General features: G+C 63.7%; 23 protein-coding genes. 13 read left to right on the top strand and 10 right to left on the bottom strand.

What is annotated here, in order from left to right; all coding sequences use genetic code 11:
* Window positions 1–123: 123 nt before the first annotated feature.
* The gene (locus tag JAO75_RS25440; protein WP_199046591.1) at window positions 124–420 is read right to left on the bottom strand and encodes a YbaK/EbsC family protein; all 297 of its coding nucleotides are present in this window, start codon (window positions 418–420) and stop codon (window positions 124–126) included.
* A gap of 230 nt (window positions 421–650) precedes the next feature.
* On the opposite strand from JAO75_RS25440, the gene JAO75_RS03085 reads away from it, so the two are divergent.
* Complete coding sequence (locus JAO75_RS03085) at window positions 651–2,786, top strand: calcium-binding protein (protein WP_199046590.1); 2,136 nt, start codon at window positions 651–653, stop codon at window positions 2,784–2,786.
* A gap of 117 nt (window positions 2,787–2,903) precedes the next feature.
* Entirely contained in the window at window positions 2,904–4,082 is a 1,179-nt protein-coding gene (locus tag JAO75_RS03080) for a BaiN/RdsA family NAD(P)/FAD-dependent oxidoreductase (RefSeq protein ID WP_199046589.1), read from the top strand.
* 10 nt (window positions 4,083–4,092) lie between these two features.
* Here JAO75_RS03080 and JAO75_RS03075 read toward each other — a convergent pair whose 3' ends face one another.
* Entirely contained in the window at window positions 4,093–4,566 is a 474-nt protein-coding gene (locus JAO75_RS03075; RefSeq protein WP_199046588.1) for an AAC(3)-I family aminoglycoside N-acetyltransferase, read from the bottom strand.
* A 203-nt stretch (window positions 4,567–4,769) separates the two neighbouring features.
* On the opposite strand from JAO75_RS03075, the gene JAO75_RS03070 reads away from it, so the two are divergent.
* The 3 genes from JAO75_RS03070 to JAO75_RS03060 all read left to right on the top strand — a co-directional run bounded on the left by JAO75_RS03070 (window position 4,770) and on the right by JAO75_RS03060 (window position 7,000).
* Entirely contained in the window at window positions 4,770–5,072 is a 303-nt protein-coding gene (locus JAO75_RS03070) for a hypothetical protein (protein WP_199046587.1), read from the top strand.
* 65 nt (window positions 5,073–5,137) lie between these two features.
* On the top strand, window positions 5,138–5,920 hold the full coding sequence (locus JAO75_RS03065) for an ADYC domain-containing protein (protein WP_199046586.1): 783 nt from the start codon (window positions 5,138–5,140) through the stop codon (window positions 5,918–5,920).
* Between the two features lie 99 nt (window positions 5,921–6,019).
* Window positions 6,020–7,000: an aldo/keto reductase gene (locus JAO75_RS03060; protein WP_199046584.1), complete on the top strand. Its 981-nt coding sequence runs from the start codon at window positions 6,020–6,022 to the stop codon at window positions 6,998–7,000.
* Window positions 7,001–7,003: 3 nt separating this feature from the next.
* On the opposite strand, the gene JAO75_RS03055 is transcribed toward JAO75_RS03060, so the two are convergent.
* Both JAO75_RS03055 and kynA read right to left on the bottom strand, forming a co-directional pair.
* Complete coding sequence (locus tag JAO75_RS03055; RefSeq protein WP_199046582.1) at window positions 7,004–8,197, bottom strand: aminotransferase class V-fold PLP-dependent enzyme; 1,194 nt, start codon at window positions 8,195–8,197, stop codon at window positions 7,004–7,006.
* Between the two features lie 16 nt (window positions 8,198–8,213).
* Complete coding sequence (gene kynA / locus JAO75_RS03050; protein WP_199046580.1) at window positions 8,214–9,038, bottom strand: tryptophan 2,3-dioxygenase; 825 nt, start codon at window positions 9,036–9,038, stop codon at window positions 8,214–8,216.
* A gap of 312 nt (window positions 9,039–9,350) precedes the next feature.
* Here kynA and JAO75_RS03045 point away from each other — a divergent pair, with 312 nt between their 5' ends.
* The 3 genes from JAO75_RS03045 to JAO75_RS03035 all read left to right on the top strand — a co-directional run bounded on the left by JAO75_RS03045 (window position 9,351) and on the right by JAO75_RS03035 (window position 11,113).
* A complete protein-coding gene (locus tag JAO75_RS03045) occupies window positions 9,351–9,593 on the top strand; it encodes a DUF3297 family protein (protein ID WP_199046578.1) in 243 nt (80 codons plus the stop codon).
* Between the two features lie 117 nt (window positions 9,594–9,710).
* Window positions 9,711–10,001 (top strand): hypothetical protein, encoded by a 291-nt coding sequence (locus tag JAO75_RS03040; RefSeq protein WP_199046577.1) that lies wholly within the window; start codon window positions 9,711–9,713, stop codon window positions 9,999–10,001.
* A 557-nt stretch (window positions 10,002–10,558) separates the two neighbouring features.
* Window positions 10,559–11,113 (top strand): calcium-binding protein, encoded by a 555-nt coding sequence (locus JAO75_RS03035; protein ID WP_199046575.1) that lies wholly within the window; start codon window positions 10,559–10,561, stop codon window positions 11,111–11,113.
* Window positions 11,114–11,138: 25 nt separating this feature from the next.
* On the opposite strand, the gene JAO75_RS03030 is transcribed toward JAO75_RS03035, so the two are convergent.
* From JAO75_RS03030 to JAO75_RS03010, 5 genes are all read right to left on the bottom strand, one after another.
* Entirely contained in the window at window positions 11,139–11,405 is a 267-nt protein-coding gene (locus JAO75_RS03030) for a DUF7696 family protein (protein WP_199046573.1), read from the bottom strand.
* A gap of 52 nt (window positions 11,406–11,457) precedes the next feature.
* The gene (locus JAO75_RS03025) at window positions 11,458–11,706 is read right to left on the bottom strand and encodes a PilZ domain-containing protein (protein WP_199046571.1); all 249 of its coding nucleotides are present in this window, start codon (window positions 11,704–11,706) and stop codon (window positions 11,458–11,460) included.
* A gap of 101 nt (window positions 11,707–11,807) precedes the next feature.
* The gene (locus tag JAO75_RS03020) at window positions 11,808–12,578 is read right to left on the bottom strand and encodes an ABC transporter ATP-binding protein (RefSeq protein ID WP_199046569.1); all 771 of its coding nucleotides are present in this window, start codon (window positions 12,576–12,578) and stop codon (window positions 11,808–11,810) included.
* Window positions 12,572–13,612, bottom strand: coding sequence for a FecCD family ABC transporter permease (locus JAO75_RS03015; protein ID WP_425523147.1), 1,041 nt, complete (start codon window positions 13,610–13,612; stop codon window positions 12,572–12,574). Before JAO75_RS03015 ends, JAO75_RS03020 begins: the two co-directional genes overlap by 7 nt.
* 28 nt (window positions 13,613–13,640) lie before the next feature.
* The gene (locus JAO75_RS03010; RefSeq protein ID WP_246742335.1) at window positions 13,641–14,780 is read right to left on the bottom strand and encodes an ABC transporter substrate-binding protein; all 1,140 of its coding nucleotides are present in this window, start codon (window positions 14,778–14,780) and stop codon (window positions 13,641–13,643) included.
* Window positions 14,781–14,988: 208 nt separating this feature from the next.
* Here JAO75_RS03010 and JAO75_RS03005 point away from each other — a divergent pair, with 208 nt between their 5' ends.
* On the top strand, window positions 14,989–15,771 hold the full coding sequence (locus JAO75_RS03005; RefSeq protein WP_199046564.1) for a class I SAM-dependent methyltransferase: 783 nt from the start codon (window positions 14,989–14,991) through the stop codon (window positions 15,769–15,771).
* A 59-nt stretch (window positions 15,772–15,830) separates the two neighbouring features.
* Complete coding sequence (locus JAO75_RS03000) at window positions 15,831–16,502, top strand: hypothetical protein (protein ID WP_199046562.1); 672 nt, start codon at window positions 15,831–15,833, stop codon at window positions 16,500–16,502.
* Between the two features lie 226 nt (window positions 16,503–16,728).
* Here JAO75_RS03000 and JAO75_RS02995 read toward each other — a convergent pair whose 3' ends face one another.
* Window positions 16,729–17,730 carry a threo-3-hydroxy-L-aspartate ammonia-lyase gene (locus JAO75_RS02995; RefSeq protein ID WP_199046560.1) on the bottom strand — a complete coding sequence of 334 codons (1,002 nt, stop codon included), beginning with the start codon at window positions 17,728–17,730 and terminating at the stop codon, window positions 16,729–16,731.
* Between the two features lie 216 nt (window positions 17,731–17,946).
* Here JAO75_RS02995 and JAO75_RS02990 point away from each other — a divergent pair, with 216 nt between their 5' ends.
* The 3 genes from JAO75_RS02990 to JAO75_RS02980 all read left to right on the top strand — a co-directional run bounded on the left by JAO75_RS02990 (window position 17,947) and on the right by JAO75_RS02980 (window position 21,865).
* The gene (locus JAO75_RS02990) at window positions 17,947–18,978 is read left to right on the top strand and encodes a hemerythrin domain-containing protein (protein ID WP_199046558.1); all 1,032 of its coding nucleotides are present in this window, start codon (window positions 17,947–17,949) and stop codon (window positions 18,976–18,978) included.
* Window positions 18,979–19,271: 293 nt separating this feature from the next.
* A complete protein-coding gene (locus JAO75_RS02985) occupies window positions 19,272–19,697 on the top strand; it encodes a type 1 periplasmic-binding domain-containing protein (protein ID WP_199046556.1) in 426 nt (141 codons plus the stop codon).
* Entirely contained in the window at window positions 19,688–21,865 is a 2,178-nt protein-coding gene (locus JAO75_RS02980; RefSeq protein ID WP_199046554.1) for a hypothetical protein, read from the top strand. The genes JAO75_RS02985 and JAO75_RS02980 overlap by 10 nt, the downstream gene beginning before the upstream one ends.
* Window positions 21,866–22,024 lie beyond the last annotated feature (159 nt).

Below are 22,024 nucleotides of genomic sequence, written 5' to 3'. Positions count from 1 at the left end.
GTCATCTGCCGAACCGGCCACTTCAGAGACGGTCAGCTGCTCGTCCTGAGTTGCTCTGTCAGCACGCCTTCTCGCTTCACGCGGGACATGGGTTCGCTGAACGATCCATGCTGTGCCTGAGGGTTAAGGGGGGGCGAAGTTTCTACCTCTGATCTGAACGAGCACGGCGTGATCACCGCTTTCGAGATAGATGTCCTGCTTCCGTTCCATGTCATCGTCAATGAGGGCATCAATTCCGGAGCAGGTGTCGACGGGCGGAATGGCACCACGGTCGCACTCGCGGAACAAATAGACGATCTCATCCTCCGAGGCGAACCGCAGTTCCTGGCCCAGCTCTGTCTTCAGATCGGACAGACGCAGGTGATGAGATGACAGTAAGTATATAGTTCTAAGTATCGTAAAGGAGCGGCAAACTGACACGCCGTCGCGTTGGGACGTGCGGCTATGAAGAACGGAAAAGGGTAGACCCGCAGGTATCTCCTTCAATCTGAGGAGGGTGAGCCGAGATCAAAATCCGGACTGACCCCGCCTTTGCTCCATGGATTTTGGGCCGGCTATGCCTATACAGGGTTGCAATATTGTGGCATTTCCGAGGGGTTCTCACGAATGGCCAAGTTTCGGCCATGTAACCTGCATTGGTTGTTAGATCCATGAGTTTTGGTTTTTCAGGTCCTACTACTCTCAATATTGTCGGTACTGCCGCCGCCGATGTTCTGACGCTGACGGCTTCTATTGGCGGCAACCAATGGATTGGGACCATCGACGGAGGCGCGGGAACCGATACGCTTCATCTGCGGTCCGATTACTATTCAGGATATTTTGATCTATCGGATCTTTCCGTTCTGTCGGGCATCGAGATCATTCGCGCGACATCAGATCGCGAGACGATCTGGCTTCGCGACGATCAGTTGCTGGGTGTGGCAACGATTGACGGAGGCGCCGGTTCGTCCGATGACTCCCTTCTGCTGGAGGGGACGAATTTCGATCTCCGCGCGAAGGCAATTCTGAACTTCGCCCGCATCAATCTGCTGTCGGACAACTCCGTCGTGACGCTTGCGGACAAGGCCACCGCTTTCAAGATCAATGGCTTCGGGCAGAACGACCACCTCATCATGAACGGTGTGTCATTGAGCCTGGAAGAGCGCGAAGCTCTCCATGCCCACGGCATCGACAAGATTACTTATGCCGACGGTGCGGTGAGCATCAATGAGGCTCCGGTCATTGCTAACCTGAACAGATCGTCCGTGCATACCCTTCCGGGCCAATCCGTACTCCTTGATCCGGGCGCGGATGCGGCGGTCACCGATGACGACGGGGTGATCAGCTCCCTGTCGGTTCGGATTGCGGGGCAGAAGCTCCCGACCGAGAGCATCGGAATCGACGCGACAGGCGCAGTGCGCCTGTCGGACGGTCTCTTTGCCGGCAGCAGGATCAGCGTCGATGGAACCGAGATTGGAACGATCTACAATACTCCCGGCGAGGATCTGTCGGTGGCGCTGATGAGCGGGGCGACACCGGAACTGGTCAACAAGCTGGTCCGATCCCTCACCTATGTGGACATCAACGCCGATCAGACATTCGCTGCGCACCGCACGATCCTCGTCACCGCATCCGATGGCGGCATGCGAAAGGGCGTCGCCACGATTGACGTCACCGTTGCTGCGGCGAACGTGATGGTCCTGACCCCCGGCCTCGATTCATTGAGCGGAACAGCCGCCAACGAGGTTTTTGTTGCAGGATTGAATGACCTCGGCGTCGGCGATGTTCTCGATGGCGGCGCCGGATTCGATACGCTCAGGTTCTCCATGCCGAATGCGCAGCCCTGGGATCGCGCCAGGTATGATTTCTCCAAGCTCGGCGCCTTCACCGGTATCGAGAAGGTGCAGGGGAGCGATGCCGAGGAAATCTTCGAGTTCAATGCGCAGACGCTCTCCGCGGTCACAGCCTTGGATGGAGGCAAGCCTGACTTCTTTACCGCGGGCGACACGTTGCATCTTCACGGACCAAGTCTCGACCTGCGGGGGAAGGCAATATCCAATATCGAGACGATTTCTTTTGCCGATAGTGCACCCACTCTTCTGATTAGCGACGGGAAGCTCGCACCTATTATCAGCGGTCAGGGCGGAAAGAACATCTGGGTCATCCTTGAGGGAAAGACTTTCACCGACCTGGAGAGGCATGAACTCCAATCGAATGGTGTCAAGAAGATCACCGACGCCAGCGGCACATATACTTCATCGGGATACCGTCCGCCGGTAACACCCGGAACGGCTATCGAAGGTTCAGGAAGCTCGGAGCTGATGGTCGGTGGATCCGGAGCGGATACGATTAAGGGCGCCGGTGGCCACGACAAAATTTATGGCGGTAACGGCCGCGATACGCTGTCCGGTGACAACGGCAACGATAGGATCCGCGGCGAGCTTGGCAAGGATGTCCTGAAGGGCGGCTCGGGCCGCGATGCCTTCATATTCGACACCAAGCCGAACAAGAGCTCAAACCTCGACAAGATCCTCGATTTCAAGGTCAAGGACGACTCGATCTGGCTCGACAACGCCGTGTTCTCCAAGCTCGGCAAGAAGGGCACGGAGAAGAAGCCGGTTCAGCTGAAGAAGGACTTCTTCACCGTCGGCTCCAAGGCCAAGGACAAGAACGACTACGTCGTTTACGACAAGAACAAGGGCGTGCTGTTCTACGACGCCGATGGCTCCGGCAAGAGCAAGCAGGTGGAGATCGCCACCCTGTCGAAGAAGCTCGCCATGACCCACAAGGACTTCTTCGTCATCTGACCGAGGCGCAAGCCGCCGCGGGGTCCCGCGGCGGAGCCTTGCAAGATCCTCGGCGATCCCTTAGCCACGGGCGGGACAGCCTGCTCCTGCGGGCCCGCTCTGGCAGGGAAACCTCCTTTGGATCAATTCGACGTTGTGGTGATCGGCGCGGGTGCTGCCGGGATGATGTGTGCGGCGGAGGCCGGCAAGCGCGGGCGCTCCGTGCTGATCGTCGATCATGCGGCCAAGCCCGGCGAGAAGATCCGCATCTCCGGCGGCGGGCGCTGCAACTTCACCAACCTCAACGCAGGGCCGGCCAACTTCATCTCGCAGAACCCGAGCTTCGCCATTTCAGCTTTGCGCCGCTACACGCAGCGTGACTTCATCGCCCTCGTGGAGCGCTACGGCATCGCCTATCACGAGAAGACCCTGGGCCAGCTCTTCTGCGACGGTTCGTCGAAGCAGATCGTCGATCTGCTGCTGAACGAAATGCGGCAGGCGAACGTGGAACTGCGCCTGTCCACGTCGGTGCAATCCGTCGAGAGAACACCTGAGGGGTTTGCGCTCGGGCTCTCGCACGGCGCGGTGCAATGCCGGTCCCTCGTGGTGGCGAGCGGCGGCAAGTCCATTCCGAAGATGGGCGCCACCGGCTTCGGCTACGATCTCGCGCAGCAGTTCGGGCTGAAGATTGTCGAGACGCGCCCGGCCCTCGTGCCGCTGACCCTGGAGCCGAATCTGCTGGAGCGGCTGACACCGCTGGCGGGCGTTGCGGTCGATGCGGTGGCTGGTTGCGGCAAGACGCAGTTCGCCGAGGCGCTGCTCTTCACCCATCGCGGCTTGAGCGGCCCCTCCATCCTGCAGATCTCCTCCTATTGGCGCGAGGGCGACGAGATCACCCTGTCCATGCTGCCGGGCGTGAACCTGTTCGAGGAGCTGCGCGCTGCCCGCGCACATAATGGACGGCAGGCGCTGCAGACGGCTCTCTCAACGTTCCTGCCCAAGCGTCTGGCGCAGCTCATCGCCGAGGCCGAGAAGGGACCGACCAACCTGGCGGATTATTCCGACAAGCGGCTTCGCGCCGTCGAGGAGGCGGTGAACCGCTGGCGCTTCAAGCCGGCGGGCTCGGAGGGTTACCGCACCGCCGAGGTGACGCTGGGCGGCGTCGACACCCGCGAGCTCGAATCCCGCACCATGGAAGCGAAGTCGGTGCCGGGCCTCTACTTCATCGGCGAGGTGGTGGACGTGACCGGCTGGCTCGGCGGCTACAATTTCCAGTGGGCCTGGTCGTCGGGCTGGTGCGCCGGGCAGGCAGCGTGATGCATCCGGATCAGCGGGACACAGGCGCCGTCGCAATGTCGAAGTGCAGCACGTCCTCACGGGTCCCGAGCTTCTCGTAGAGCGCGATGGCCGGATCGTCGCCGTAATCCGCCTGCACATAGATCACCCAGGCGCCCCGCCCGGCGGCGATCCCGCGCAGATGCTCGATGAGAGCCGTCGCGATGCCCTGCCGCCGATGCTCCGCATGAACGGCAAGGTCATAGATATACACTTCGCGCCGCGCCTGCTCGAACTTGTCGAGTTCATAGGCCACGAGCCCGCCTAGGACCTCTTCGCCGGCCAGCGCCACCACGGCGAGAATGTGCTCCTTCGCAAGCAACCCCTCCAGGTAGGCGTCCTCAGGCTGATTGCCCGTATAGGTCTCAGGATCCTCAAAAGCTTGTCCGAACAAGGCGTTCAGCCGACGAAGAGCCGGAACGTCTTTCGGGCCGAGACGGCGGATTGTGATGGATGACGAGTGCATCCCTCAAGCATAGCACGGCCTTAGCACCGGTTAAGACCCCTGCGGCCTCACCCTTGGGCATGTGCGCTAGGACACAGGGCCTTTTCGTGAGGAAAGTTTTCAACCCAAGGTTCATTGAGATCGACATGTCATTTACCAATATATTGTTTCAAAACAAGAGCCGGCAAGGACATGTTCAATCAAAGGGGCTTTAGGTGAACACAATGATCAAGTCTCTAACCATCCTGACCGCTGCGCTGACGGCGGGTCTCGTCGTCGCTTCGCACGCCGATGCCCGGCCCGGCCTGTCGTTCAACGGCCGGAATCTCAACGGCGTGTCCGAGAACGGGCGCAACCTGAACGGCGTTCTGCTCAATGGGCGCAATCTGAACGGTCGCAATCTCAATGGCGGCAGTCTTAATGGCCGCAATCTCAATGGCGCTGCCCGCGAGGGCGTTGTCGGCGGCCAGAATAGGCAGGCCACCGGCATCATCCTGAAGGATGGTTCGAAGGTTACGCTTCGCTAAGCCGAGACGGAGAGCCCTCGCCGACATTCGGCGAGGGCTCTCCGAGGCCTGCGATGAGGGCTGCCATGCATGCGCTCCTTCTCTTCAGCGTCAGCGCGATCCTCGCTCTTGCCTCATCCGGCGCAGCGCAGGCGATGAGCGGCCGTCTCGAGGCGGACAAAGGTGAGTTCAAGCTCCACCTCGAGGGCGGACGCGTGCTTGCGCGGCAGGACCTGATGGGCGCTCGCCTTGTCATCCAGCGGGGAGGGCAGGACGTCCACGTTCTGATCGACTCTGTCGAAGAGGAGGCCGGGGTGCCCGGTGGGCCCGTGGTGCTGTACCGGCTTCTGGTCGAAGACCCTGTCGCGCAAACCTTTCGCAACGCCTGCCTGCCCGATGCCCGCGGCCGGCAGTTGGGCTTGCCGGTCCAGCAGGATGGCGGCATCGCCTTCACCTGCACGAGCGGCGCGCAAGGCAAGTGCATCCTCATGGGCTACCGGCCCTGGGATGCCCGCACCGATGTGCCGATGCCCGATCTGCACGCCGCCTGCATTCACATGATGCGCGCCGGTTACGGCGGCGACGACCGGCCTGCGACCCGCGACGGCACGCTTGTCGATGTCTACGACCGCTTCGGCATCCAGCGCCCGGAAGCCACGGATCCGCTGCCGTTCGAGGCCGCTTGGGGTAGGGATGGCGCCCTGTGTGTCGCGCATCCCCGCATTGCGGAGAACGTGACCCTCGACGAGCTGGCGCGGCGATATCCGGCCCTCGGCGGCCGTGTGGGGCCTGAGGCCTGCACGGAAGAGGCCATGCGCGATCATCCCGGCGCCCTTCTCTTCAACCGCTCTGCCCCGACGGGTCGCTGACGCTCCTCGCCCTTGAAACCGGGTCGAGCGAATCCAGTTGATGCTCCATCCGCCGCCACGGCCGCGGCGGCATCCTCACGTCGGACACGGAGATCTCCCATGCAGCAGCGTCGGCTCGGTCAACTGCAGGTATCCGCCCTCGGCCTCGGCTGCATGGGCATGTCGGAGTTCTACGGCAACGGCGACGAGGCCGAGTCCATCGCCACGATCCACCGCGCCATCGAGCTCGGCGTCACCTTCCTCGACACCGCCGACATGTACGGCGTCGGCCGCAACGAGGAGCTGGTCGGCCGCGCCATCGCGGACCGGCGCGACAAGGTCGTGCTCGCCACCAAGTTCGGCAACGTGCGCGGCCCCAACGGCGAGCGCCTCGGCATCAGCGGCAAGCCCGATTACGTGCGCCAGGCCTGCGAGGCGAGCCTGAAGCGGCTCAAGGTCGACGTGATCGATCTCTATTACCAGCACCGGGTCGATCCCGAGACGCCCATCGAGGACACGGTGGGCGCCATGGCGGATCTCGTGCGCCAGGGCAAGGTGCGCTACCTCGGCCTCTCGGAGGCCGGTCCCCAGACCATCCGCCGCGCCCATGCGGTGCATCCGATCGCCGCGTTGCAGACCGAATACTCGCTGTGGAGCCGCGATCCGGAGGACGAGATCCTGCCCACCGTGCGCGAACTCGGCATCGGCTTCGTACCCTATTCGCCGCTCGGCCGCGGCTTTCTCACCGGCCAGATCAGGAGCGTGGACGATCTGGCAGAAGACGATTTCCGCCGCAACTCGCCGCGCTTCCAAGGCGAGAATTTCCAGAAGAACCTCGACCTCGTGCGCGAGATCGAGACCATGGCGCGCGAGAAGGGCTGCGCACCCTCGCAGCTCGCGCTCGCCTGGGTGCTGGCGCAGGGCGACGACATCGTGCCGATCCCCGGCACCAAGCGCCGCCGATACCTGGAAGAGAATGTGGGGGCCATGGACGTGTCGCTCACGGACGAGGATCTCGCGCGCATCGACCGCATCATCCCGCCGGGCGCAGCCGCCGGCACCCGCTATCCGGAACCGGCCATGAAGATGGTGGGGCTGTAAGCTTTACGCAGCCGACGAGGTGCCGACAGGCAGGGATTCGAGCGCGCCTGCCTCGTCGATGCGCCGCACCAGATCGTCCACTTCTTCCTCGGTCTGGTAGATGCCGAAGCCCAAGCGCAGGCGCTGGCCTCGCACGTCGGTGACCACGCGAAGCTCGTTGAGGTCGTTGTGGATGGCCTGCGCGGCGGGCGTCTGGAAGGTGAGGAAGTTGCCGCGCCGCGTCTCGTCCGCCGGCACCACGAGCGCCGCGTCCTCGAACAGGGCCGAGTTGCCGACCCGGCGCAGGAAATGCTGCTGCAGGGCCTTGGCGTGAGCGTGGATGATGCCCGGCGTGATGCCCTCGTCCGCGAGCCAGCGCATGACCGCGTTGAAGCGGTAGAGCCCGGACGGATCGAAGGTGGCGCCCATGAAGCGCCAGCCGTCTTGGCTGTAGCCCACCTGTCCGCTCTGCGCGTTGGTGAGATTGCCGAAGGCCGCGTACCAGCCGGTGTCGCGCGGGCGAAGGCCCCAGCCGGGCGGGCAGTGCATGAAGCACGCGCCTTCGCCGGCCATGGCGTATTTGTAGCCGCCGGCCATGTAGAACACGCGGTCCGCGATGCTGCCGAGATCCGTCGGCCGCGCCATGAAGCCGTGATAGCCGTCGATCACGATCATCGCGCCGTCGCGGCTGCACTCCGCAAGATGGCGTCCGTCCAGCGCGAAGCCCGAATTGAAGAAGACCTGGCTGACGAAGACGAGATCGAAGCCCGCTTGCGCGACGGAGTGGAAGCGGTCCTCGAAGGTCGTGAAGGGCTCGGCCGGCACGCGGGTGACTTCGACCAGGCGCTCCTCCTCCAACCGCGCGATCTGGCGCGTGAAGGAATGGAACTCGCCATCGGAAGTGAGAATGCGGACGGGGCGGTCGGCCGGGAAGCAGGAGAGAATGCGCTTCAGGAGCTCGTGCGTGTTCGGCGCCACCGCGATGGTGGAAGGATCCGGCAGGTTGAGATGCCCGGCCACATGGCCGCGGAACTCGTCGAGCACGGGCCCGAGGATGTGCTCCCACTTGCCGTCCATGAGGCGGGCGGCATCGTCCCAGGCCTGCACCTGCGCCTCGCGTGTCACGTCGGGCCAGGGGTGGTGGCTGTGGGCTGCGAAATGCAGGCGGTCGGGCTCTGAGCCGAGGAAGCGGGAGAACTGGGAGCGAAGATCAAGCATGATGCACTCAACCTGATTAGAGCTTGCCGCGAACGGACCAGAGTTCAGGGAAGAAGTATTTTTCCAGCGCCTTGCGCAGGTAGCCGACGCCGCTGCTGCCGCCGGTGCCGCTGCGCATGCCGATGATGCGCTCGACCGTCTTCATGTGCCGGAAACGCCATTGCTGGAATGCGTCCTCCAGATCGACCAGCTCCTCGGCCAACTCGTAGAGATCGAAATGCTCGCCCGCGTGGCGGTAGATCTCCTCCCAGATCGCCTCGACGCCCGGGTGAGCCGTGTAAGCTTGCGTCACGTCCCGCTCCAGCACCTCGGCGGGAACCGCGTAGCCGCGGCGGGCGAGCAGGCGCAGGGCTTCGTCGTACAGGCTCGGCGCCCGGTAGGCGGCGTCGAGCTGCTCGGCGAGGTCGCTGCGGTGCCGGTGCGGGGCCATCTTCACCGCGTCCTTGGCCCCGAGCTTGAACTCCACGAGCCGGTACTGCCAGGACTGGAAGCCCGAGGATTTGCCGAGCGCCGGCCGGAAGCTGAGGTAGTCCGACGGCGTCATGGTGGAAAGCACGGTCCAAGCCTGGATCAGCTGTTCCTGGATCCGGTTGATGCGGGCCGTGCACTTGAAGGCGGGCTGGAGCTCGTCGGCCCGGATATGGGCCAGGGCCGTATCGAGCTCGCGGTTCAGGAGCTTCAGCCACAGCTCCATCACCTGGTGGATGGTGATGAAGAGAAGCTCGTCATGCTCAGGGGTCAGGGGAGATTGGGCGGAGAGGAGGGTGTCGAGCTGGAGATAGTCCCCATAGCTCATGCCTTCGGAAAAATCGGTGTGGATTCCGTCTGTCGCTGCCGACAAGTCTCTCTCTCCCTGATCGCTTCCGCTTCGCTGCGGATTATCGTCCTGCCGTAGGGGCGTACAACGAAAGTAGGACATCCTGGCTGGCTTGTCACGTCGGCACAAGCATCGGACCCAAAAGTGGATTTGCACTTTTGGGACTAACCCGATGCTTCTTCCTTGATTAAGAGCATCGTTCGAGGCGGAGAACCGGGTCCACTTCTCGCTGGCGCGGCCCGCTAGGTCCGCACGATGCTCCAGCTGGAATTGGCTTTCCGCCCCTGAGACGGTAGGTTGCCGCCCCTGAACGATCCCCATTGGAGAGACCCTCGTATGACTGACACGCTTCCCGACCGCCTGGCCTCGAACCCGGACAGCCCATTCTACAACGAGGAGCTTCTCGCGAAGGGGATCGGCATCCGCTTCAACGGAGCCGAGAAGACCAATGTGGACGAGTATTGCGTCAGCGAGGGCTGGGTCCGGGTCACCGCCGGGAACGCGAAGGACCGCTTCGGCAACCCGATGACCATCAAGCTCAAGGGCAAGGTCGAGCCCTATCTCAAGGGCCAGGGATAAGCCTGCAGCAAAGATGCCCTGCCGTTGGGGCAGGGCTGGACGCGCCATCGGGCCCGCCCCAAGATGAAGGTCAAGCTCGTCAGTCGAGGCCGGATCCTCGGGAAAGGCTTGTCCTGAATGATGCCTGTAAAGGCTCTGGCTATCCTTGCATCGGCTTGCGTTCTCGGCGGGGCGGCCTACGCCCATGACTGGTATCCGCCATGGTGCTGCGACGAGCACGATTGCCGCGAGCTCATCGAGGCCCGGGGCGAGACGGTGACGCAAACCGCCGAGGGCTGGCGGCTCTGGGACGGGCGCCTCGTCGGCCGCGAGTACGCCAAGGTATCGCCCGATGCCAGGTTCCACCTTTGCGAGGAGCCGACGACCCGGGCCATCGTCTGCTTCTTCGCCCCGCAGGGCGCCTCGTAATGACGATGGTCTTGGGTCCGGAGCGGGTCGAGGGTTGTCCGAGAAGCATCCCGCGAGCCGGCGGGGAGAAGCCCGATCCAAAAAAGAAGCGCCCGCTCTGAGAGGGGCGCTCCAAGGTCCGACCCGTAGGGGCAAATGAGGGTCGTGAACCTCTCTATTCGTAGAGTAATCTGGCTAAATTGTGACGAAACGTGGTGCCAAGTTAGTATGTCAATAGAACAGATGCGCTATTCTGACGCGAATGACCGTTTATTTGCGAACTATTAATCCTTGATCTCACGATTTTTATGGACTATTCCGGACCCGCCGTAGGGGCAAATACGGTCAAAAGGGTCGCGAACACAGCCGATAACAGGGCTGAGCGCGACCCTTTTTCTTTCCAGATCTAGGAATGAGGTCCGTTGTCTGTGCAGATTCTCCCCCTCTACACATGTGCGTAGGCACACGTTCATAGCTTCCTATACGATATATCTGATATAATGTGACCTTCTCGGCTTGATCTTCAGGAGCGAGGCGGGCAACAAGGACATTGTTTCAGTTGATGAGGAGGAGCGAACATGGCGATCATTTTCGCGAAAGGGGATACGCTAGGAACCGCGCGGAGCGACAAGATTTACGGCACCGACGGCGGTGAATCGCTCATCGGACTAGGCGGCAACGACTGGATTCAGGGCAACCGCGGGAAAGATTTCCTTTGGGGCGGCGCCGGCAACGACTCCATCTGGGGCGGCAGCGGCGACGATTTCATCGTCGGTGGCACCGGCCGCGATCTTCTCAGCGGTTATGGAGGCCGCGACAGCTTCGTGTTCGATTGGGCGCCGTCGCGATCCAACGTCGACAGGATTACCGATTTCAACGCGAGGTATGACACCATTGTCCTGTCGACAGCCGTCTTCAAGGGTGCCGGCGGCGCCAACCGGGACATGAAGGCGAGCGCCTTTTGGGTGGGAACGGCCGCGCACGATGCGAGCGACCGCATCATCCACGACAGGGCTGCAGGTGCCTTGTACTACGATCCGGACGGGACTGGTTCGCGAGCGGCCATCCAGTTCGCCAAGATCGATGCGAACCTGAGGTTGACCTACAAGGACTTCTTCATGATGGCCCCTTGAGGCGGGTCTGAGCATCCGCCCTGTCTCAGCTCCGTTTTGCGCGAGCTTCCTGCAGCCGCTCCATGGTCGCCTTGATCTCTTCCGCTGCCTTGAGCCCCCGGATGGCGACCACGCCGCGGTCGACGGTCTTGCCGTCCGCATCCTTCCGGCCGTTGAAGAAGGCATCCCGCTCGGCCTTGGACATCTTCAGCAGGGTCCGGGCCTCGGTTTCGATCCGCCATTCCTCGGACCAGGTGCTGACGGGCTGGCCGGTGAGTTCGGAGATGGCTGTGGTGTCGCGGGAATAGGTCATGGGGATTCTTCTGGCATGAAGGGGTGAAGAGAGCGTTGATCGCGCCTGCTCTTCAACCCGTGAATTGCGCCCCGTAATGGGTGCCGTCCGTCCACACCAGCCGTGTCATGGCGGCGGCGCCGGCATCGGGGATCTGAAGCTCGAATTCCACCGGGATGTCTGCCGAACCGTCGATCACCAGGCGCACCCCGGATCGCGACAGGTCCCTGACGAAGCATTCGATGGGGGCCTGACCGTTCGCACCTGCGATCCGCCCTTCCAGGACGGTCGCAAACCGCTCGTCCGACCGACGCTCAGGCATTCCAGAACTCATTCGCGGGATCCCATGATTCGAGAGGATCCGACTATAGGCAGTCGGGCTGGCGCGAGGCTATCCAGTGCCGGCCCGTCCTGCCGCTGCCCTCATGCAAGTTCGAGCGGCCCGTCGATGATCACATGCGGGCACAGGCGCGAGCAGCGCTCGATCCGCCCATCGACGCGGTAAATGTTCTGCAGCAGCGTCGGGGTGATCACCGCCTCCACCGGGCCGCAGGACACCATGGTGCCGGCATCGATCACCATCACCCGGTCGGCCACGCGCAGCACCTGGTTGAGATCGTGGATGGCAAGCACCACGCAGATCTCGCGCTCGCGGGCAAGCGAGCGGATCAGCGCCAGCACCTCCACCTGCCGGTGCAGGTCGAGGGCGCTCGTCGGCTCGTCCAGCAGCAGGATCTTCGGCTCGCGCACGAGCACCTGGGCGAGGGACACCAGCTGCCGCTGACCGCCGCTGAGCTCGTTGAGGCCCTTGAACGCGATGGGGTCGATCCGCAGGCTGAAGAGCACGCGGTCGACCTCCTGGAGATCCTCGTCGCTGACTTTCCGCGGCGCGCCCTGCTTGCGGGCGAGCAGGACGGATTCGTAGACGGTCAGAACCGTGTTCACCGACGTGTCCTGCGGCATGTAGCAGACATGGCTCGCCTGCGCGCCCGATGTGCCATTGTCGACGCGGATGTCGCCGGGGCCGTCGAGCAGGCCGGCGATGCGCCGGAACAGGCTCGACTTGCCGGCGGCGTTCGGGCCGATCACCGCCGTGACCTCGCCGCCCTTGAGAACGGGCGTGGTGACGCCGGCGAGCACGTCCTGCTTGCCGTAGCGGACGCCGACATCGGTCAGTTGCAGGGTCGCTACCATGCGCGCCTCCGGGTGGACATGATCAGGCTGAAGAGGAACGGCACGCCCACGAGCGCCGTGATGATGCCGATGGGAAAGATGGTGCCGGGCACGATGGACTTGCTGATGACCGAGGTGAGCGACAGGATCGCCGCGCCCGACAAGACAGAAGCCGGCAGGAAGTAGCGCTGATCCTCGCCCACCAGCATGCGGGCGATGTGCGGACCCACCAGCCCGATGAACCCGATGGTGCCGACGAAGGCCACGGGCACGGCGGCGAGCAGGCTGATGATCATCATGGTCTCGAGCCGCAGCCAGCGCACGTTGACGCCGAAGCTCGCGGCCTTGTCGTCGCCGAGGCGCAGCGCCGTGAGGGCCCAGGCCCGGCGCATGAAGAGCGGCAGCGAGACCGCGACCACCGCCGTGGTGATGGCGAGCTTCGGCCAGGTGGCGCGGGTCAGGCTGCCCATGGTCCAGAACACGACGGCCGTGAGCGCCTGCTCGGATGCGAGATACTGCACCAGCGCGAGAAGCGCATTGAAGGTGAAGACGAGGGTGATGCCGAGCAGCACGATGGTCTCGACCGTCACGCCGCGCCGCTGGCTCATGAAATGGATGAACAGGGCGGCGAGCATGGCCATGATCAGCGCGTTGAGCGACACCACGTAGTCGATGGCCCAGGGCAGGAAGCCGACGCCGAACACGAGGGCGACGGAGGCGCCGAAGCTCGCGGCCGCCGAGATGCCGAGCGTGAAGGGGCTGGCCAGCGGGTTGTTGAGGATCGTCTGCATCTGAGCGCCCGCGGCCGACAGCGCGGCGCCGACCACGACCGCCATCAGCGCCACCGGCATGCGGATATCCCAGATCACGACGCTGATCTGCTCCGAAACGTCCGGCGAGCCCATCAGCGCCAGCACGACCTCGTGCATGGAATAGCGCGCCGGACCCAGGCCCAGATCGGCGATGACGGAGAGGACGAGAACGACGGCAAGCGCAAGAAGCACGAGCTTCTTGCGCTGCACGAGGACGCGGTAGGCACCGCGTCCTTTGGTCATGGCGATGGCAGGGGAGTGGGCCAAGAGCCTATTCCTTGTCGGAGAGGGAGACCCAGTAGCCGGTCTTGTACGGCACGGGCAGGAAGCGCTCGTAGAGCGTCTTCATGGTGGCGTCGGGATCCACGTCCTTGAACAGCTCCGGGTGCAGCCACTTGGCCATCGCCTGGATGGCGACGAACTGGTACGGGCTGTTGTAGAACTGGTGCCAGATGGCGTGGACCTTGCTGTCCTTCACCGCCTTCACGCCGGTATAGGCCGGACGCTTCATCAGGGCAGCGAGCTTGGTTCTCGCCTTTGCCTTATCCGCTCCGGAGCCGACGCCGACCCAGGCGCCGCCGGGCACGTAGAGCTCCCAGTTCGAGCCCGTGACGATCACGTGGTCGGGATTGCTGGCAATGATCTGCTCGGGGTTCACGACGCCGAAGGTGCCAGGAATGATCTTGGCCGCGAGGTTCCGGCCGCCGGCCACCTCGACGAACTTGCCGAAGTTCTCGTTGCCGAAGGACATGCAGCAATCGTCCGAATAGCCGCCGGCGCGTTCCACCATCACCAGGGGCTTTGCGGGATTGGCCTTGGCGAGGCGCTCGGTCACGAGGTCGATCTGCGCTTTGCGGAAGGCGATGAACTCCTCGGCGCGGGCTTCCTTGCCGAACAGCTTGCCGATGAGGCGCATGCTGGCATCGGTGTTCTCGAAGGGCTTTTCGCGGAAGTCGACGAACACCACCGGAATGTCGACCTTGGCGAGCTTCTCGATGAGCTTGGCGTCGTCGGTGGCGGCCTTCGCCTCGATGTTGAGGAGGATCACGTCGGGCTTGAGCGCAACCGCCTGCTCGACGTCGAAGGTGCCTTCCTTGAATCCGCCGAAGGTCGGGATCTTCTCGATCTGCGGATACTTGGCGAGATAATCCTTGTAGCCATCGAGATCGGCCTTCTGCAGGTCGTCGCGCCAGCCGACGACGCGCTTGAACGGCTCATCCGTGTCGAGGGTGGCGACGAAATACATCTGCCGCCCTTCGCCGAGGATCACCTTCTCGACCGGAGCCTTCACCTCGACCTTGCGGCCGGTGATGTCCGTCACGGTGATCTTGTCGGCGGCGTTGGAAGGAGCGGGCAGGAGCCCGACGAGCGCCAGGGCGGCACCGAATACCAGTTTGGAGAGTTGCATCATGCGCCTCGCATGTGTTGAGAAAGCGGGCCTCTCCTAGGGTCGATCAAATAGTCATGCAAGAATTATCTTTTAGAATTACTTTAATTAAAAACAGTAAACACGCAGTTTAAAATCGTTCTATTCTACAGTTTACAATCATTCCAGTTTGACGTCTTCTGATTCTGCCCCTAGAGGAGCGCCGGAATTCATCTTCTGCCATGGGCTTCTCATGAACGCGAACTACACGCTCCGGGACGAGATCCGCGACTACTGGTCGGCGCGCGCGGCCACCTTCGACGAGCAGGTGGGGCATGAGATCTTCTCGGAAGGCGAGCGGCAGGCGTGGCGCGACCTGTTCACCCGCCATCTCGGCCCGGGTGAGGGGCGCCGGGCGCTCGATCTCGCCAGCGGCACGGGGGTGATCTCGCATCTGCTGCACGGCCTCGGCTTTGCCGTCACAGGCCTCGACTGGTCGGAGGCGATGCTCAACCAGGCGCGCGCCAAGGCGGCGCGTCGCGGCGCGGACATCCGCTTCGTGATGGGCGATGCCGAGCGGACGCTGGAGCAGCCGGGCAGCTACGACGTGCTCGTCACGCGCCATCTGGTGTGGACGCTGGTCGACCCGAAGGCGGCGTTCCGGGAGTGGCATTCCCTCCTGAAGCCGGGCGGCCGGCTTCTCGTCGTCGATGGCGACTTCGTGTCGGACACGCTGGTCAGGCGCATGATCCGCCTCGTCGAGAAGCTGGTGCCGGGGCTTGCCGGCGCGCCGCATGCGCCGAATGCCATGCGCGAAACCCATGAGCGCATCCTGAAGCGGGTATATTTCTCGAAAGGCGCGCGGGCCCAGGACGTCGCGGCCCTTCTGCGCGAGGCGGGCTTCGCGCACACGATCATCGACCGGAACTTGAAGCCGATCCATCGCGAGCAAGCCAGGAACCTGCCGCTGCTCAAGGGGATCGAGCGCGCCACGCAGCACCGTTACGCTGTGGTTGCGGTCAAGGCCCCGACCTGAGGGCCATAGTCAACAGCGCCTGATCGTGCTCTCCTGAGGCGTGGCTTCAGGAGAGGCGAATGACACGCATTCGTTTGTGCCTTCTCATCCTTTGCGCCGTGCTGACATCCGCGCCGCCGGCCCAGGCACAGCAGGGCGTCGATATCGCGACGCCGGAAGGCCTGCCGGCCATCGGCAAGTGGATGCTGACCGCCAAGGGCGTTCCGTCCGACTGGCTCGGCGAAATCTATCGCGGCAAGAACCTGCGCGAGCCGATCAACGTCATCATCATCGACAAGGGCGCCGCGAGCGTGGAGGACGCGAAGGCGCGCCTGCTCGCGGCCGCCGCCCGCGCCGGTTATCCCGTGCGCTTTGGACATTCCGCCGGCTATCAGGGCTTCATCGGCGGGCAGCTCCACGCACAGCTGCCGCAGGGCAGGGACGATGCCTTCTCCAACGACATCTTCGAGATGAGCAACAATCACGGCCGCATCTTCGGGCCGCATGCGTTGGAACAAGGCTACCTGTTCACCGGCGCCTTCAGCCGCGAGGAGGTCGATCCGTTCCGCGATCCGCCGCACCAATACGGCTCGTTCAACCGGGCGCGAGACGATTTTACGCAGAGGCTCGATCGCAGCACGTCCTTCAAGGTGAGCGGCTTCGTCGCTCTCGGCAACGCGCTCATCGACGACCCGAAGCTCACCACCGGCGATCACGACGGCATGGCGGTGGTGGTGCGGGTTGGTCGGTAAGATGTCACTCTCGCCGTCATGGCCGCACTTGTTGCGGCCATCCACGTCTTTGAACCACGGCGCCATGAAGACGTGGATACCCGGGACAAGCCCGGGGATGACGAGGGTTGTGTCATCCCCGGCGGCCGCAGGCCGGGAAGGGGATCCATTCTCACGCTCAGTGCGATGGATTCCCTTCCCCCCCGCTGCGCTCCGGCCGGGAATGACACCGGAGCGATAGCGAGGACTACCCCGCCAAGAATCCCGCCAGCGCCTTTGGATCCACGTTGCCGCCGCTGATGATGATGCCGACGCGCTTGCCCTCGCACGGCACGATCCCGTTCAGCGCCGCAGCCGCCGACAGGCAGCCCGTGGGTTCCACGACGATCTTCATGCGCTCCACGAAGAAGCGCATGGTGTCGACGAGCTGCGCGTCCGACACGGTGAGGATGTCGTCCACGAGGGCACGCATGATCGGGAAGGTCTTGGTTCCGATGTAGGTCGTCTGCGCCCCGTCGGCGATGGTGGCCGGCACGGGGATCCTGACGATGGAGCCTGAGCGGAACGATTGCTGCGCATCGTTGCCCGCCTCCGGCTCGACGCCGTAGATTCGGCACTCCGGCGAGAGCGCCTTTGCGGCAAGCGCCGAGCCCGCGAGCAGCCCGCCGCCGCCGGTGCAGACGAGGAGCATGTCGAGGGAGCCCACCTCCTCGAACAGCTCCTTGGCGGCCGTGCCCTGGCCGGCGATCACGTCCTCGTGGTCATAGGGAGGAATGAGGGTGAGGCCGCGTTCTGCCGAGAGCCGGCGCCCGATGGCCTCGCGGTCCTCCGTGTAGCGGTCGTACATGACCACCTCGCCGCCATAGCCCTTCGTGGCCGCCACCTTCATGGCCGGCGCATCCTGCGGCATGATGATGACGGTGGGCACCCCCTGCAGCTGCCCGGCATAGGCGATGGCCTGAGCGTGATTGCCGGAGGAGAACGCCACGACGCCGCGCGTCTTCGCCTCGGGCGACAGCCGCGCGATGGCGTTGTAGGCGCCGCGGAACTTGAAGGCGCCCGAGCGCTGAAAATTCTCTGCCTTGAAGAACAGCTTGCCGCCCGTGCGCGCGTCGGCGGTGCGGGAGGTGAGAACCGGCGTGCGGTGAGCGACGTCCTTGATGCGCCACGCAGCTGTCAGCACGTCGTCATAAGTGGGTAGCCCCGGCGGGATGGAGCGAAGGGCGTCCTGCTGTGCTTGCGCGTTCATGGGCTGGCTATGCTCCTCACGTTCCCGGACACCCATCGCCGTCTGCGGATTTGGTCCGGTACCGCACTGTCAATAGCAACCGGGAGGGACCCTTGTCAGCAGGAACCGAATCCCTGCGGCTCCTTCAGGCCGAATTCCCTTAAAGCGGCGCTTCCATCGGAACAGCCGTCCACCCAAGCCGTTCATCATCAGGCAAAGGCTCAAGAGGAGGCTTCCATGGACCTATGGCAGATGGTGACGAACGATCACGCGAATATCGAGGAGCTCTGCCGGGAGGTGCTGCGGGCGACGGGCAGCGGCCCGAACAGCCGCTCGGAGCTGTTCGCCGATCTTCAGGACGAGATGGAACGGCACATCGCGGCGCAGCAGAACGTGCTCTACCCGGCCCTGTCCGACCATGAACGGACGTCCGGCTATGTGGCCGACCTGGAGCACAAGCAGGACGAGATCCTGCGCCAGCTCGACGAACTGGCCGCGCGGCCGGACAAGGACAGCCACGATTGGGCCGTCGATTTCAAGGACCTGACCGGCTCCATCCGCCATGCTTTCACACTGGAGGAGAACGGGGTGATGATCGTCGCCCGCGGTGTCCTCTCCCCGAGCGAGCTCAAGAGCCTGCAGCGGGATTATGAGCGCGAGCGCATCGCATCCTACGAAGCCAGCCGCTGGCACATGCCGCAATCCATGATGCCGAGCCGCTACGGCCTGCCCACGGGCACCGTCTTCGGCGTGCTCGCCGGCATGATGGCCGTCGGCGCCGGAGCCCTGCTGTGGAGCATGAACCGGTCGAACTCGCAGGCCACCAGCCGGCCCATACGCCCGGCCCAGCGCCGTCCGCAGCCGCCGTTCCCGCTCGAGAGCGGCGTCATCGACCGCAGCCTCGAAGGCTCGCGCCGCAGCGGCATGGGGCAGGGGGCCGCCGGGGTGCGGACCTATGCCGGAGCCGGATCGGCAGCATCCTCGGGTGGCCGCACGGGCGGCCAGACGGGGCAGGGCGGCAAGGCCCAGGCGGACGACGCCCTGCTGCATGGCGGCGGATCCTCGCCGGCGGCCGGCGGCAGCCCGTCCGACGACAACTGGTTCTCCTCGGCCAACCCGCCCAAGGCTCCGTCGGGCCTGTCCACGCCGCTCCAGCCGGGCGGAACCCTGCCCGCCGGCGGCCCCGCCGCCTCGGCCGGTGCCATCGGCACCGGCGGTGCCCAGACCGGTGGGGCGGAGACGGGCGGTCTGAAGAGAGACGGACGGTAAGAGCTGCAGGGGCCTCACGGTCACCGTGAGGCCCTTTTCATGCTTGTGACTGGGCACAGGCGCCTGAGGTGAACGCCAACCTCGGTGCCGAGCGGCTCGGGATCGAATGCCCCCACGAACAAGACGCTATCCGTTGAGGTCGGGAGTGCTTGAGGGCGCTCCCTGGCCGTCTGTGCATAGCGGCATGAACCATTTGCACGAAAAGCGGTGCAACCTCGGGTTTTCCTTATTGTGTCGGAGAAGTGGCAAGATGTAGGCTGAATTCAGGCACAAAAACACATAAGGGGGCCTGTATGCGTAAACTCATCACCACATCTCTTATTGCTTTCTCGCTGGCGCTCGGGACTGTTGCTCCCGCTCATGCCCAGCAGAATCCTTTCGGCGCGCTCTTGGGCGGCGCCGGCGGCGCAGCCGTCGGGGCGGCAGTCGGCAAAGGCAAGGCGGGCGGCATCATCGCCGGCGCCCTCGTCGGAGCGGTTCTCGGCCAGATCCTCGCGAACATGGATGCCCAGTCGAAGGCCCAACGCCAGCAGGCCGTGAACACCGCCACGAAGAAGCCGGCCGGCTCGACCACGAACTGGAAGAGCAAGGACGCAACCGGCTCGATCAAGGTTGCCAAGGTCGACAAGATGCCGGACGGCAAGACCTGCCGGACCATCCAGGAGACGATCACCTTCCAGGGTAAGCCCTCGACCGAGGAACGCACCGAATGCGCTTAAGCCTTCCGCGTCGCCTGGCGACGGCGGTGCTGATCGGAGGGGGCCTTTATGGCCTCCTCTCGTCCTCCCTCGCCCAGGAATTCTCGCTCGACGGCTTCCGCACCTGTGCGAAGGCCGATAACGGCAATCACTACTGCAAGACGTCGGCTTCGGCGAACTGGCAGCGGGTTCCGGTCGAATTCTACAACCGCTTCAAGCAGGCGGAGGCCGAAGCCGCGGCGGGCGGCGGATCGGGCCAGAGCAAGGACATGCAGGAAATCGCGGATTTCCTGAACGACATCTCGCAGTACCTGAAGGACAGGGTCGCCGCAGGCGGAAGCCCGCCGAACCTGGCCGAGATCGCGAAGACCGCCGTCTCCACGAAGGCGGCCGTGGATTCCCAGAACCTGAAAGCTGCCAAGGACGGCAGGAGGCGCCTCGAAGCTTTCTTCAAGGATGACGCGACGTTCGGCGTGTTCATGAAGAGCCTCGCCGACGAGCGGCAGCAGGCTCTCGACCGCCGGATCTCAGAGGCGGCCTTGGAGGCGAGCAAGAACGTTGCCTTCATCGAATCCTATGTGGCTGGCAACATCCTGTCTCCGCATACGGCGGACCTCACCAAGTTCGGCGAGCAGTTCGCCAAAGTCCTGAAGGAGCGGAGCCTCAACGGCCTCAACCGCGCCAACAACGAGTTCTCCCGCTACATCGACACGAAGAACCTGAAGGACGATTATGAGTCGGTAATGGTCGCGTGGACCGAGAAGAACACGCCGAAGACCTCGGAAGATCCCCAGACGGCGCTTGCCCGACAACTCGGCATCACAGAGCGCACCCGCTTCCTGATCGATGGCGACAACGAGGAGCTGATCTTCCTCTACAACACGGCTTCCGGCCGCATCGTGAAGAGCCTCAAGGGCGATCTGGTCTTCAAGGACCGGAACCCGTCGATCTGCTTTGCCCAGGATCGCAGCGTCGAGCGGATCAAGGATCTGGAGCGGCTGACTATGGCCCAGATCCAGCGGCAGGAACTGGATGTCCAGGGCGTTCGCATCGCCCAGGAGGCATGCCCGATCGACGGCATGGAGCGATACGACGTCATCGTCTTCCAGCGCATCGGCCTCCTGTCGCAGGCGCAGGGCTACGTCTCGACCGTCGTGCGCAAGGTGGAGACGACCTTCGGCCGCTTGGCGTCTATTCCGGGCCCGGAGGTCGTGAGGGCGTTGCAGGACGAGGTTCTGAGCTCCGCAACGCTTGAGGCGCAAATCCTCAGCGGCAAGAGCTCCGGCTTCGGGCTCGTGCTCACCAACCCGAGCCAGGCCCGCATCTGCCAGACGGTCCCGGACGATCCCGAGGCGCATCGGATCGCCGTTCTGGGAAAGACGAGCACCGTCTTCAACGTTTCGACGAACGACATCACCTTCACGAAGACCTCGCTCGATGATGCGTTCGCGGATTTCCAAACCCGCAAGTGCAACGCGATCTATGCAGCCGCCACGGATCTGGCGGAGATCGTCAAAGCCATGAAGCGCGAACGTCTCGACTACGTTGTGGCACCGATGTGGATCGACCCCCTGGAGATCAAGGCCGTGCTCCAGGCCGAGGCTACCGAGGTGGCCAATGCCATGGCCAAGGAGGAAGAAGCCCGCAAGACGCTGCAGCAGGAGGCCACCCTCCTGAAACAGCGAATCCTCGATGAGGCAGCCAAACGCGAGAACATCGAGCGCGATCTGCAATCCCGTAACCACTCCTTCGCCCGTGCGGCGCAGGATCGCATCGCCGGCGTCGTCGATACCTTTATCGCCGAGGTGAAGGCGAGCGGCGACAAGCGCGGCGATGGAGTCTTCGGTGGGGCCGCCGAGCTTTTCCCGGCATTCGTGCGCTCCTACAAGCAGATGATCCGCGATCGCTGGGAGCTTGAGGCCAAGTCCTACTCGGTCGAGGATTTCGGCGATGCGGACTGGAACAGGCGCAAGGTGGAGGCAGTCGTCATTCGGGCCGAGTTCGTGCTGCAGAACAAGCCGCTCGGACGGCGGGACGAGGTCTGCTTCCTGATGGGTGCAGTCGTCGATGCGGAATTTTCCTACCTCCGGGATGCCATCACTCTGCCGTGCAAGGACTCTGAGAGCGATGTGAAGCGCTGGCAGGTCGGCTCGAAGTTCAGCTCCCGCTGGAAAGCTCCCGCAAACTGACCGTGGAATGTCATCAGCACGAAAGGGGCGCCTGCGGGCGCCCCTTTCATTTGGGCAGATCCTCACTCCTCGTTGTACGGGGAGAGCACGCTCCCCGGCGAAAAGCCTTTGTTTTCACCGAAAATCGTATGCTCCGGCGAAAATCTTAACCGTCCGGTA

Source organism: Microvirga splendida (assembly GCF_016427565.1).
GTDB classification, from domain to species: domain Bacteria; phylum Pseudomonadota; class Alphaproteobacteria; order Rhizobiales; family Beijerinckiaceae; genus Microvirga; species Microvirga splendida.
Note: the sequence above shows the minus strand (reverse complement) of the source record. Positions and strands in the feature narration are given on the sequence as shown.